The sequence below is a fragment of the Oerskovia sp. NPDC056781 genome (assembly GCF_042789955.1).
Classification (GTDB): Bacteria; Actinomycetota; Actinomycetes; order Actinomycetales; family Cellulomonadaceae; genus Oerskovia; species Oerskovia rustica.
The window spans coordinates 17,974-30,003 of sequence record NZ_JBHUAD010000024.1 but is presented as its reverse complement, the minus strand read 5'-3'; the positions used below and the strand labels follow the sequence as shown (position 1 = coordinate 30,003).

The window sequence follows — 12,030 nt, the reverse complement described above, 5'->3', positions numbered from 1 at the left end:
GCCCGATGTGGCGGCCGGGGTGCTGTGCGTCGGGCGAGGGACGTTCTGACGCGGGCGGGACTTCCGCGCCCCGAACAGGCCGGTCGAGCGATGACTTCTCCGCCGTGTGCCGGTCTCAGCCCTGCGCGACCGTCGTCGGTCGCCACGCCCGCACCCGGAGGAGACGACATGGCACGGCTCATCTACTCGATGATCACCTCGCTCGACGGCTACGCCGAGGCGGCGGAGGGCGACCTCGGCGTCGGCGCCGACGACGAGGAGGTCCACACCTTCGTCGACGACGTCTTTCGCCACGTCGGCACGTACCTCTACGGCCGACGGATGTACGAGACGATGGTCTTCTGGGAGACGGCGGACGCCGACCCGGCCGCGCCGCCGTTCATCGTCCGGTACGCCCAGGGGTGGCAGGCCGCGGAGAAGGTCGTGTACTCCACGACTCTGGAGACGGTGCCGAGCGCGAGGACCAGGATCGAGCGGACCTTCGACCCTGAGGCCGTGCGCAGGCTCAAGGCCGAGGCCGAGCACGACCTCACCGTGGACGGCCCGAACCTCGCTGCCCAGGCGATCAAGGCCGGCCTGGTGGACGAGTACCACCTGTTCGTCACCACGAGCGTGGTCGGAGGCGGCAAGCGCTTCTTCCCCGACGGCGTGCGCCTCGACCTCGACCTGGTCGAGGAGCGGACCTTCGACAGCGGCCTCGTCTACGCGCGCTACCGGACCCGCTGAGCCCCACGGAAGCCGGGGGTGCAGGCCCGCGGCCGGGGTGCGAGGCCCCAGCGGCGGCGTGAGGATCGACGCATGACCAGATTCGGCTACACCCTCATGACCGAGCAGTCCGGGCCCAAGGCCCTGGTGGACTACGCGGTGGCCGCCGAGAGGATCGGCTTCGACTTCGAGGTGTCCTCCGACCACTACTTCCCCTGGCTCGACAGCCAGGGTCATTCCCCGTACGCCTGGACGGTGCTCGGGGCGGTGGCCCAGGCGACCGAGCACGTCGACCTCATGACCTACGTGACCTGCCCGACGATCCGCTACCACCCTGCCGTGGTCGCCCAGAAGGCGGCCACGCTGGGGATCTTGTCCGACGGCCGCTTCACGCTCGGGCTCGGTGCCGGGGAGAACCTGAACGAGCACGTCGTGGGCAGGGGCTGGCCCGCGGTCGACGAGCGGCACGGACTGCTGGTCGAGGCGGTCGACATCATCAGCGAGCTGTTCACGGGCGAGCTGCTGAGCTTTCGCGGTGAGTACTTCCAGGTCGACTCGGCCCGCCTGTGGGACCTGCCCGACGCCCCGGTCGAGATCGGGATCGCGGTCTCGGGCGCGCAGTCGGTGTCTGCCTTCGCGACCCTCGCGGACCACCTCGTGGCCACCGAGCCGAAGCCGGACCTGGTCACCGCCTGGGACCGTGCGCGCGGCGCGGCCGACCTCCCGCCGTCGCGCAAGGTCGGCCAGATCCCCATCTGCTGGGACACCGACCAGGAGCGCGCCGTCGCCAGGGCGCACGACCAGTTCCGGTGGTCGGGCCTGGGATGGCCCGTCAACGCCAACCTCCCGACCACGCAGGCCTTCGCGAGCGCCAGCGCGTTCGTCCGGCCCGAGGACGTCACCGACTCGATCCCGTGCGGACCCGACCTCGACGCGATCGTCGACGCCGTGTCGGCGTACTGGGAGGCGGGCTTCACCGACGTCGCGCTCGTCCAGGTCGGGGACGAGGGGCAGCAGGACTTCCTCGACCAGGCAGCCGCACCGCTCCTCGACCGGCTCCGATCGGCTGCACCGAGCGACTGAACCCGCTGTGCGGCACAGTGGCCGACGCTCGGAGGACCGGCGTCCGGGACGGTGGAGGAGACCCGCCCCGCCCCCGCTAGAATGAGCCCTCGCCACTGCTTGGAGACCTTGAGCAGGCGGCAAAGACATGGAAGGAATGTCGATGGCCGACGTCGCCACAGCTGCACCCCTAGCCCTCTCCCAGACACTTGCCGCCCGCTCGGACGAGATCCGCGACGCGTGGCTCGACGCCGCTTCGCGCGAGCTCCACGGTCGTACCTCGCGAGGTGAGCTCGAGCGCGAGCAGGCCGAGATCTTCGACGCCCTGGTCGACGGGCTTCGTGCAGGTGGCACGGTGGTGACGGACGCGGCGTTCGACCAGCTCCGCGGCATCCTCGCCGACGTCTCGGCAGTGCGCGCCCGGCTCGGGTTCACACCGCGCGAGACCGCGATCGGCCTGTTCGCCCTCAAGGACGGTCTCTATCCCCTGGCCGAGGCCGGGACGGACATCGTGCCGATCCTGCGCCTCGTGGACCAGCTCGGACTCCTGACCTTCGAGACCTTTGCCGCCGCCCGTGAGTCGATCATCACGGAGCAGGCCGAGCAGCTCCTCGAGCTCTCGACCCCCGTGGTCAAGCTCTGGGAGGGCATCGTCGCGGTGCCGCTCGTGGGGACGCTCGACTCCGCCCGCGCCCAGGTCGTCATGGAGCGCCTTCTCAACACGCTCGTCGACACGGGCAGCGAGCACGCGATCATCGACATCACGGGGGTCCCCGCGGTCGACACCCAGGTCGCTCAGCACCTCCTCAAGACCGTGGTCGCGGCCCGCCTCATGGGGGCCGAGTGCACGATCAGCGGGATCCGGCCCCAGATCGCGCAGACGATCGTGGCTCTCGGCATCGAGTTCGGCGACATCCGCACGCGTGCGACGCTCGCCGACGCCCTCGTCGACGCCCTCCGCTCAGGCCGCGGGGCACGTCAGAAGGGCCTGCCCGCGTGACCGACGGCGTCCCCGTCCTCAAGATCGGCTCGACCCTCCTCGTCTCGATCCAGGTGGACCTCCAGGACGACACCGCCCTGCAGCTCCAGGAGGATCTCGCGACGCGGATCACCGAGACCGGAGCGCGCGGGGTCATCATCGACATCTCCGGCCTGGAGATCGTCGACTCGTTCATCGGACGCATGCTGGCATCGGCCGCCAGCATCTCCCACGTGCTCGACGCGACGACCGTCGTCGTCGGCATGCGCCCTGCGGTCGCGATCACGATGGTCGAGCTGGGCCTTTCCCTCGGGAACGTCCGCACTGCGCTCGACGTCGAGCGTGCCCTCGCGCTCCTGGGCACGGTCGAGGAGTCGGCGGAGGACGTCCTCCTCGCCGCCGCTGAGCGCGAGGAGAGATGAGCACACCGACGACGACCGTCGAACGCGTGCCCATCCTCACTGACTCCGACGTCGTCAAGGTCCGCCAGCTCGTGCGAACCCTCGCCCAGCAGGCGCGCCTGTCGCTGGTCGACCAGACCAAGCTCGTCACCGCGGCGAGCGAGCTGGCGCGCAACACGCTCGTGTACGGCGGCGGTGGCGCCGCCGAGGTCGAGCTCGTCGCCGACGGCCCGCGGACCGGCGTGCGCGCCGTCTTCAAGGACGACGGGCCCGGCATCCCCGACCTCGACCTGGCGCTGACCGACGGCTGGACCAGCGGCGGCGGGCTCGGCCTGGGCCTGTCGGGGTCGCGTCGGCTCGTCCAGCACTTCGCGATCGACACCGCGGCCGGGGCCGGTACGCGCGTCGAGATCGCGACCTGGTCACGATGACGGCGTCGAGCGGAGTCGACGAGCGTCGCAGCATCGTCGAGAACGGCACGTGGTACACCGTGGACCACCCGTCGGCGGTCGGTCGCGTGCGCCGTGCGGCGAGCGTCGTCGCCCGGGACCTGGGGTTCGACGAGGACCGTGCGGCGAAGGTCGGGATCGTCGTCTCGGAGCTGGCGACCAACCAGGTCAAGCACGCCGGGTCCGGGCGGATCCTCGTGCGCGTCTGCCGGACCGGGGACGCCGCCGAGCTCGAGACGCTCGCGATCGACTCCGGCCCCGGCATGCGCGACATCACGGCAGCCATGCGGGACGGAGTCTCCACCCGCGGCACCCTCGGCATCGGGCTCGGCACCGTCCCTCGCCTCGCCTCGTCGTGGGACGCGTGGACCTCGCCAGGCCAGGGCACGGTCATCGCCGCGACCTTCACCGGACAGGGCACGACGGCCGGGCCACGTCGCCCGACCGGCGTGACCCGACCCATGACCGGTCAGGAGGCGTGCGGGGACGCGTTCGCCGTCCGGCACGACGACGGCGTCGCGACCCTCATGGTGGCGGACGGGCTGGGACACGGCCCCCTCGCCGCAGCGGCCTCGGGTGCCGCGGTACGGACCTTCCTCGACGCTCCCCCGGGATCACCGGTCGCGCTCCTCGAGCGGGTGCACCGCGCCCTGTCAGGAACGCGCGGGGCTGCCGTCTCGATCGCCCAGGTGAGCGGTGGTGTGCTGCACCACGCGGGCCTCGGCAACATCTCCGGGACCGTCCACGGCGATCGCGCCCGTGGCCTGGTGTCCCACCCCGGCATCGCCGGTGTGCCGACGCGCCAGCTGCGCGAGACGACGTACCCGGTCGAGCGGGGTGACGTCGTCGTGCTCCACAGCGACGGACTCACCAACCGCTGGTCGCTCGCGGACTACCCGGGCCTCGCCGCCCGGTCCCCCCTCGTCGTCGCCGGCGTCCTGCTGCGAGACCACGCGGTGCGCCCCGACGACTCGTGCGTGGCGGTGCTGCCGGTCACGTGGTCGGAGGCCTGACCATGCCCATCCTCGCCACACAGCTGCGCTCCGACTCCGACGTGATCGCCCTGCGCCGCGCCGGCCGTGAGATCTGCCGCCAGCTCGGGCTGGACGTCCAGGACCAGGTCCGCGTCGCGACCGCGCTCTCGGAGATGGGCAGGGCGGCGGTCGCCACCGGCACCGCCGACGTCGTCATCGCCGTCGTGCCTGGCACGCCCCAGGCGACCCTCCGCGCAGAGATCACCCCCGACGTCGCGTTCGAGCTCGACGGGGACTCGAGCGATGGTGGCGTCCCGGCGGCGCGACGGCTCGTGCGGGACCTCGAGATCGACCCGACGGGCACTCGGGTCGTCCTCACCAAGGTGCTGAGCGTCACGGCCCGGGTCGACGAGGCCTCGCTCGCTCGCGTGCGCCGGTCCACGGCCGCCGCCCACGTCGCCGACGCGCTGGACGAGCTGCGTGTGCAGAACACCGAGCTCGTGCGCACCCTCGACGAGCTGACGCAGCAGAAGGACGAGCTCCGGCGCTTCAACGAGGAGCTCGAGGAGACGAACCGCGGGGTGCTGGCGATGTACGACCAGCTCTCGTCCGAGCTCGAGGAGACCAACACGGGAGTCGTCGCCCTCTACGCCGAGCTCGACGAGCGCGGCCGCGAGCTCGCGGCCGCGAACGAGGCGAAGACCCGCTTCCTGCGCAACGTGAGCCACGAGCTGCGTTCCCCGGTGAACTCGATCCTCGGCCTGACGTCGCTGCTCGCCGACTCCCACCTCGACGCGGACCAGGCCCAGCAGGCGACCTACCTGCGGGAGAGCGCCACGACGATGCTCCAGCTCGTCGACGAGCTGCTCGATCTCGCACGGGCCGAGGCCGGCCACGAGGACGTCGAGCCGGCACCGGTCGACGTCGCCCAGCTGCTCGACGAGCTGCAGGGGACGACCCTCCCGCTCCTTCGGCCCGGAGTGTCGCTCAGGACCTCCTTCCCGCCCGACCTCGTCCTGGTGACCGACAGACGCCTCGCCGCGAGGGTGCTGCGCAACCTCCTGGCGAACGCGGCGAAGTTCACGGACGAGGGACACATCGAGTTCCGTGCGGAGAGGGAGGGAGACCTGGTGCGGTTCGACGTCCGTGACACGGGCCTCGGGATCCCCGAGGACCACGTCGAGTCGGTCTTCGAGGAGTTCGTCCAGGTGCCGAACCGCCTGCAGCCCTCGGTGCGCGGGACAGGTCTGGGACTGCCGTACGCACGGCGGACCTCGGAGGCGCTCGGGGGGACGCTCGTCGCCTCGTCGCAGCCGGACGTCGGGAGCGTGTTCACGCTCCGCCTGCCCTCCCTGCCGTCCGAAGCGTCGGCCCGGCCGGTGCGGGCCGAGGTCCTTCCTCAGGGCGGGGATCTCGGTCACGTGCTCGTCGTGGACGACGACCGGGCGTTCGCGTCGGTCATCGTCGCGATGCTGCAGGGCCACGCCGCGCGCGTCAGCGTAGCGCACGACGCGTCGCACGCCCTGGCCCTGCTGCACGACGGCGCGGCAGACCTCGCACTCCTGGACGTCCGCCTCCCGGGCACGGACGGGCCGACGCTCCGGTCGAGGATCCGCGAGGCGCACCCGGGGACCGGGACCGTGCTCATGTCGAGCGCGTCCCTGCCTGTGCGGGACGACCTCGACGGCGTCCTCTTCCTCCCCAAGGCGGGAATCTCCCGCGACAACCTCGTCGCCACGTTGCGGCGGGCCAAGGAGGCCCGGTGAGCTCGTCCCACACCGTGCTCGTCGTCGACGACACCGCAGCGCATCGGTACATCATGTCGAGCTGGCTCCGTCGTGCAGGCTTCGAGGTGATCGAGGCGGCGACCGGCGCCGAGGCCCTCGTCCGCACGAACCCGCACATCGACGCGATGGTGCTCGACGTCAACCTGCCGGACATCCACGGCGGTGAGGTCTGCCGGAGGCTCAAGGCCGAACCGTCGACCGCCCACATCCCCGTCCTGCACGTGTCCGCGACGGCCGTCGACGCCGCCTCCCGGACCGCCGGTCTGGAAGGCGGCGCGGACGCTTACCTGCCCGAGCCGCTCGACCGGGACGAGTTCCTCGCGACCATCAGCGCGCTGTGCCGACGCCACGACGCCCAGCGGGGCGCGGGGCGCACGGCACGCCGTCTCGAGGCGCTCACCAACGCCCTGGTCCCGCTGCACGAGGCGCGCTCGTACGAGGCCGTCGTCGACCACACCGCGCGCAGCGCCTGCGCAGTCCTGGGCCGCGCCGTGGTCGCGATGGTGGTGGCAGAGACCGGCCTGGTGCTGCGCTCCGTCTGCGTCACCGAGGGGTCGACGCTGGTCCGCGGACGCGGCCCCGCCCCGGTGGTGGCACCGAGTGACGGGAAGCCGCTGGTGTTCTCGGCCCACGACGTCCCGACGCCCTGGCAGCCCCTGCTCCGCGAGGCGGGGATCGAGCCGTCGCGTTGGTGGACCATGTGGCTCGTCGACGCCGGAGGCGCTCTCGTCGGCGGCCTCGGGATCCGGCTCGGCGAGGGTGACGGCATGCTCTCCGAGGAGGACGAGGCGATCGTCGGACGATTCGCCGAGGCCGCGACCGCCGCGCTCTCGAACCTACGCACGTTCGCCGAGGAACAGCGCATCGCCATCGCTCTCCAGCGCGCCCTCCTGCCGTCGAGCCTGCAGGTGAGCGGCCTGGAGGTGGCCGCAAGGTACGAGGCCTCCGACGCGCGCCTCGACGTGGGCGGCGACTTCTACGACGCGTTCGATCTCCCGGACGGCCGGGTCGCCGTCGTCATCGGTGACGTCCAGGGCCACTCGCTCCGCGCGGCGACGGTGATGGCAGAGGTGCGCGTGACTCTCCGCGCCTACCTCCGCGAAGGCCATGACGCCCAGCACGCGTTGAACCTCCTGAACGATGCGCTGCGCTGCGACCACACCGAGTACGCGACCGTGTGCGTCTGTGTGCTCGACCCCCGGTCGGGCGCCGTGGAGATCACCGACGCCGGCCACCTGCCCGCTCTCGTCGTCCGTGCGGACGGCACGGTGCTCCGGGTGAAGGAAGGCTCACGCCTCCTCGGCCTGCCGAACCCGGACGGTCGGCCCGTGCATCGGGACGTGCTGCAGCACGGCGACCTGCTCGTGCTCGTGACCGACGGGCTCGTGGAGCGCCGAGGGGCCTCCCTGCCCGACGCACTCGACCGGCTGGCACTGCTGGCCACCGAGAACGCCGGGGTCGACCCGGCGACGATGTGCGAACGCCTCGTCTCCGCCTTCGACGACGCGGGCCGCGAGGACGACGTCGCGGTCGTCGCCGTCGGTCGTCGTGCGGTGCAGCACGGGCCGACCACCTCGTCGGACGCGAGCGCCTCATCGACCGGAGGCGGGCCTCGCGCACCCCTCGCTACTCGACGCGGGACGACCGGTCGGAGCGACGGCTCGTCCTCATCCTGACGGTCGTGCGGGAGCGGAGCCTCTCGTCAGGCAGGACCGTCGCCGTGTCGGCGAGGAGGTCGTCGAGCCGGGTGGCCAGATCGGGCAGGTCGGCCGCGGGGTCGACCGTGACGAGGAGACTGAGGACGAGCTCGGAACCCTCGTCGCGCAGGGTCGCCGAGGTTCTGCGGACCGAGGGGATCTGCTGAGCCGCATGGGCGGTCGCGTCGGCGACCGCCCCCCGGTCGATGCGCAGGCGCATGGCGCGGCTGGAGCCCGGCAGGTCTTGCTCGGGCACCGACCGGGCGGGAAGGTGCGCGAGCATCCACCACACCGCCACGATCGCCAGGAGCAGCGCGACGACGCCGGTCGCGTAGGGCCACCACGTCTGGGAGGCGGCCGTGGTCGCGCCGGACGTGTCGAGGGTGTCGGGAACGCCGTCGACGTACTCGGCCAGGGTGCCCGTGGTCCACAGCAGCGCTGCGACGCCGACTACGACGAGCACGACTCCGACCAGGGCGAGCAGGACGCGGTCGAGCCTCAGGACGGTGCGGTTCATGGTGTCCGCCCTTCGCCGGCGCGCACGGTCAGGCTCGGTGGTTGCTCGAGCGCCGAGAGCTGGCGTGCGACCTCTTCACGGACGTCGGAGAGGATCTCCGGAGAGCCTGTCGTGCGGACGGTCACGCGCACGGCACGCCGGGTCACCGACGTGCTGGTGTCGAGGACCCCCGGCACGTCGCGGGCTGTGGCGTTCACCCAGCGGGCGACGTCGGCCGAACGCAGGTGGACGCCGCTGGTCGCCACCACACGCAGGGTCGTGCGCGGACGGGGGCGCACGGCCTGCCAGAGCAACCAGAGCCCGACCAGCGCGACGAGCACGCCGACCACCCCGACCCACGTCTCGGGCTCGAGTCCGTCCAGGCCGTCCGCGAGGGCCGCGAACCAGCTCGTGCCCTGCCCCCGGGTCGCCACGTACGCGGCCTGCCCCGCGAGCACCGCGACGGCCAGGAGCACGACAGCCAGGACGAACGCCCACGAGGTCAGGACGAGGGCCGCCCGTGGCGATCTGGCCGGGGCGGGGACGGTCCGGACGGGGGGTGTCGTGGGTGCGCTCATCGGACTCGTCGCTCCTTGGTCGTTCCGGTGGCCTCGAGGACGTCCGAGGGGTCCACGATGCGTGCGACGGTCGCGCGGACCTCGTCCACGTGCACCCCCGCGAGGGCCCAGAGCTGTTCGGTCACGGCCTCGCAGACCTGGCGGGCGACGCTCGCGGCCGGGGCGGGCCACACGAGCGCGATCTCGAGCAGGACACGGGCGCGGTCACCGGCCCGGGAGCAGGTGACGTGCGGGTAGGCCCGGCCCAGCGCTCGCCCGACCGTTCCTGTCGTGGCCGCGTCCGGTGCGACACCGGGGACGCCGAGCACGGCGGCGCGGGTGACCTTCTCGACGACCCGGTCCGCGACGCGCAGCGCTCCACGCTCCCCGGCGTCGACCGTCTCGTCCGAGGAGGAGGTCGCCGCACCCTGCGAGGGCATCGGCCGGGCGAACGGCGTGTCAGACATGGCGCCGGCTGCGGAAGGCGGCACCGAGGTCGATGCGCCCCTCGATCTGGGCGCCGACGAGCCATCCGACCCCGCCGAGGACCACGGCGAGGACGAACCCCCAGAACCCTCCGAGGATCGCGGCGAGGGCCAGCAGTATGCCGGTCAGCAGACCGATCGTGGACACAGACATGTGCTCTCCTTGGACGTGTCCGCTCAGGAGGCGGACGGGGATGAGGACGGGGACTCGACGTCCTCGACGAACACGCGGACGGGCACGGTGGCCAGCGCACGCACGGACTCGTGGACGTCACGAGCGACCGCGGGGATCGGACGGTCGGGCGAGACGACCAGGTGGACCTCGGTCTCCTCGGGACGGAGCCGGACCCCTGTGACGGCACGGCCAGGGAGGTAGGTCGCCACCTCGCCGAAGACCCCGGCGTGCAGCCGCACGACCCCCGGGACGGCGAGCACGGCAGCGACGATCCTCTCTGCGACCTCCCCCTGGGCGACGTCGTCCGGCAGAGGCCGGGGGAACCGGTCGGAGGGGGGCCGCAGAGGCTCGCCGAGCTCCGTCCCTGCATGTGCGTGCTCGAACGACTCGGCGACGTCGAGCGGGGTGGGCGCGGCTGCCTCCCGGCCTTCGCTCGAGGGCCCGGGGGTCGAGGCGGGAGGAGGTGGCGACGAGGTCATCGGACCCGCCCGCCACCGTCCTCGCCCTCACCGCTGTCGGAGGACTGCCCGCGCTGGGTGCGCCGGTCGGGGCCGGGGTCGGCGTCGTCACCGGGCAGGTGGACGTCGTTGACGTCGATGTTGACCTCGGTCACCTCGAGCCCGGTCATGCGTTCGATCGAGGTGATCACGCTCCGCCGGACCGCCTGGGCGAGGTCCGCGATCGACACGCCGTAGTCCGCGACGAGGTCGAGGTCGACGGCGGCCTGGCGCTCTCCGACCTCGACGTGGACGCCCGAGGTGGTGTCGCTGCCGCTGCCCGGGATGTACTCGCGGATGGCGCCGAAGGCCCGGGCCGCTCCCCCGCCGACCGCGTAGACCCCCTGGACGTTGCGGGTCGCGATGCCGGCGATCTTGGCGACGACCTGGTCGGCGATCGTCGTGCTGCCGTGCTCGGAGGCGAGCGCCGAGGGGCGGTCGACCGTCCCGCGCGGAGGTCCGGACGGCCCGGCGTCTCCGGGACGTGAGACCGTGCCGGGTGCTGACGCTCCCGTGGTGGGTGTGCTCTGCTCGCTCATCGTTCGCTCCTCGTGCTCGGGACGCCCCGCGCGTCGGCAGGGCGGTCTGCGACGTTCCCCAGTGAGTGCCGCTCCGCCGCCGGAACGTCACGGGCCCTCAGTGTGATCTAGGTCACACATGACACCGCCGATGGCGAGCGGTTCCTGGGACGCTATCGTCGGACAGGTGGAGGCCGTCGGTGAGGGTGGCTACGCGGGGGCAGTCTCCGACCTGTCGCTCGCACGCAGGGCTGCCCTGCGCGATCGCACGGCCTTCACGACTCTCGTCGACAGGCACGGACCGGCGATGTACCGCTACGTCCTGCGCATGGTCCAGGACCCGGAGGTCGCCGCGGACTGCATGCAGGACACACTGGTGGCTGCCTGGACCGGCTTCCCCGGCTTCCGCGGCGAGTCCGCCCCACGGACCTGGCTCTTCGGAATCGCGACCCGCCAGGCCTACCGCCACCGGAGCCACGCCGCGCGCCTCCCCGGCCCGCTGCCCGACGACCTCGTCGAGTCCGCCTCCCACGCGCCGGACCAGGACGCGCTGGACACCGCGCTCGTCGAAGCCCTCGACATCGCCCTGCTCGGTCTGCCACCGTTGCAGAGGTCGTGCTGGCTGCTGCGCGAGGTCGAGGGGCTGCACTACGCCGAGATCGCCGACATCCTCGGTACGACCCACGATGCCGTGCGCGGGATGCTCCACCGGGCCCGCGCGACGCTGGCCGAGAGGATGAAGGGATGGCGATGAACGACGACGCAGTCCTCGACCGCGCCACCCAGGCGCTGCGCCGCCACACCGACCAGGGGTGGACCCTCGTCCGCGAGAACGCGCTGCTGAAGGCCCTCTCGGCCTTCCGCCCCTCCGCTCCGGTCCGCGGTCGGAGCGCGACGCCCACCGGGATCGTCGAGTACTTCGTCGCCTCGGACGTCCTGGTCACGGCCCTCCGTGAGGCGGTCGTCACGGTGCCGGGCGCGTATCCCCTCACGATCACCTGCTCGACCGACGACCACGACCGGCTCGTGAACGTCACGATCGAGATCCTCGCAGCGTTCGACGAACCTCTCCTCCCCCTCGCCTCCGCCGTCCGTCGGGTGGCCACCTCGCACCTTGCCACGGTCCTCGGCGACCTCGCCCCCGAGGCCGACGCTGTCACCGTCGACATCGCGATCGCCGACGTCGCCGACGAGCACCTCTAGCCACGCAGGGAGAAGGCACCCGTGCCGGACGGCCCGGGTGCCGGC

At 72.4% G+C, this 12,030-nt stretch carries 16 protein-coding genes; 10 read left to right on the top strand and 6 right to left on the bottom strand.

The window, feature by feature from the left end; genetic code table 11:
* Positions 1-168: 168 nt before the first annotated feature.
* The 8 genes from ACFRCR_RS03990 to ACFRCR_RS03955 all read left to right on the top strand — a co-directional run bounded on the left by ACFRCR_RS03990 (position 169) and on the right by ACFRCR_RS03955 (position 8,033).
* Positions 169-726 carry a dihydrofolate reductase family protein gene (locus tag ACFRCR_RS03990; protein ID WP_377675704.1) on the top strand — a complete coding sequence of 186 codons (558 nt, stop codon included), beginning with the start codon at positions 169-171 and terminating at the stop codon, positions 724-726.
* 72 nt (positions 727-798) lie between these two features.
* Positions 799-1,788: a TIGR03557 family F420-dependent LLM class oxidoreductase gene (locus tag ACFRCR_RS03985; protein ID WP_377675703.1), complete on the top strand. Its 990-nt coding sequence runs from the start codon at positions 799-801 to the stop codon at positions 1,786-1,788.
* 142 nt (positions 1,789-1,930) lie between these two features.
* Positions 1,931-2,767 (top strand): STAS domain-containing protein, encoded by an 837-nt coding sequence (locus ACFRCR_RS03980; RefSeq protein ID WP_377675701.1) that lies wholly within the window; start codon positions 1,931-1,933, stop codon positions 2,765-2,767.
* Positions 2,764-3,168: an STAS domain-containing protein gene (locus ACFRCR_RS03975; RefSeq protein WP_138824210.1), complete on the top strand. Its 405-nt coding sequence runs from the start codon at positions 2,764-2,766 to the stop codon at positions 3,166-3,168. The genes ACFRCR_RS03980 and ACFRCR_RS03975 overlap by 4 nt, the downstream gene beginning before the upstream one ends.
* A complete protein-coding gene (locus tag ACFRCR_RS03970; protein ID WP_377675700.1) occupies positions 3,165-3,578 on the top strand; it encodes an ATP-binding protein in 414 nt (137 codons plus the stop codon). The genes ACFRCR_RS03975 and ACFRCR_RS03970 overlap by 4 nt, the downstream gene beginning before the upstream one ends.
* Positions 3,575-4,609, top strand: coding sequence for an ATP-binding SpoIIE family protein phosphatase (locus ACFRCR_RS03965; RefSeq protein WP_377675699.1), 1,035 nt, complete (start codon positions 3,575-3,577; stop codon positions 4,607-4,609). Before ACFRCR_RS03970 ends, ACFRCR_RS03965 begins: the two co-directional genes overlap by 4 nt.
* A gap of 2 nt (positions 4,610-4,611) precedes the next feature.
* Complete coding sequence (locus tag ACFRCR_RS03960; protein WP_377675698.1) at positions 4,612-6,336, top strand: ATP-binding protein; 1,725 nt, start codon at positions 4,612-4,614, stop codon at positions 6,334-6,336.
* Positions 6,333-8,033 carry a SpoIIE family protein phosphatase gene (locus ACFRCR_RS03955; RefSeq protein WP_377675697.1) on the top strand — a complete coding sequence of 567 codons (1,701 nt, stop codon included), beginning with the start codon at positions 6,333-6,335 and terminating at the stop codon, positions 8,031-8,033. The genes ACFRCR_RS03960 and ACFRCR_RS03955 overlap by 4 nt, the downstream gene beginning before the upstream one ends.
* On the opposite strand, the gene ACFRCR_RS03950 is transcribed toward ACFRCR_RS03955, so the two are convergent.
* From ACFRCR_RS03950 to ACFRCR_RS03925, 6 genes are all read right to left on the bottom strand, one after another.
* Positions 7,984-8,571 (bottom strand): hypothetical protein, encoded by a 588-nt coding sequence (locus ACFRCR_RS03950; RefSeq protein ID WP_377675696.1) that lies wholly within the window; start codon positions 8,569-8,571, stop codon positions 7,984-7,986. The two genes, ACFRCR_RS03955 and ACFRCR_RS03950, sit on opposite strands and share 50 nt — an antisense overlap.
* Positions 8,568-9,128, bottom strand: coding sequence for a DUF6286 domain-containing protein (locus ACFRCR_RS03945; RefSeq protein ID WP_377675695.1), 561 nt, complete (start codon positions 9,126-9,128; stop codon positions 8,568-8,570). Before ACFRCR_RS03945 ends, ACFRCR_RS03950 begins: the two co-directional genes overlap by 4 nt.
* Positions 9,125-9,574 carry an Asp23/Gls24 family envelope stress response protein gene (locus ACFRCR_RS03940; RefSeq protein WP_377675694.1) on the bottom strand — a complete coding sequence of 150 codons (450 nt, stop codon included), beginning with the start codon at positions 9,572-9,574 and terminating at the stop codon, positions 9,125-9,127. Before ACFRCR_RS03940 ends, ACFRCR_RS03945 begins: the two co-directional genes overlap by 4 nt.
* Positions 9,567-9,746 (bottom strand): DUF2273 domain-containing protein, encoded by a 180-nt coding sequence (locus ACFRCR_RS03935; protein ID WP_377675693.1) that lies wholly within the window; start codon positions 9,744-9,746, stop codon positions 9,567-9,569. The genes ACFRCR_RS03940 and ACFRCR_RS03935 overlap by 8 nt, the downstream gene beginning before the upstream one ends.
* Before the next feature lie 23 nt (positions 9,747-9,769).
* On the bottom strand, positions 9,770-10,027 hold the full coding sequence (locus ACFRCR_RS03930) for a hypothetical protein (protein WP_377675692.1): 258 nt from the start codon (positions 10,025-10,027) through the stop codon (positions 9,770-9,772).
* A gap of 215 nt (positions 10,028-10,242) precedes the next feature.
* Complete coding sequence (locus ACFRCR_RS03925; protein WP_377675691.1) at positions 10,243-10,803, bottom strand: Asp23/Gls24 family envelope stress response protein; 561 nt, start codon at positions 10,801-10,803, stop codon at positions 10,243-10,245.
* Between the two features lie 166 nt (positions 10,804-10,969).
* On the opposite strand from ACFRCR_RS03925, the gene ACFRCR_RS03920 reads away from it, so the two are divergent.
* Positions 10,970-11,536 carry an RNA polymerase sigma factor gene (locus tag ACFRCR_RS03920; protein WP_377675690.1) on the top strand — a complete coding sequence of 189 codons (567 nt, stop codon included), beginning with the start codon at positions 10,970-10,972 and terminating at the stop codon, positions 11,534-11,536.
* A complete protein-coding gene (locus tag ACFRCR_RS03915; protein ID WP_377675689.1) occupies positions 11,527-11,985 on the top strand; it encodes a hypothetical protein in 459 nt (152 codons plus the stop codon). The genes ACFRCR_RS03920 and ACFRCR_RS03915 overlap by 10 nt, the downstream gene beginning before the upstream one ends.
* Positions 11,986-12,030 lie beyond the last annotated feature (45 nt).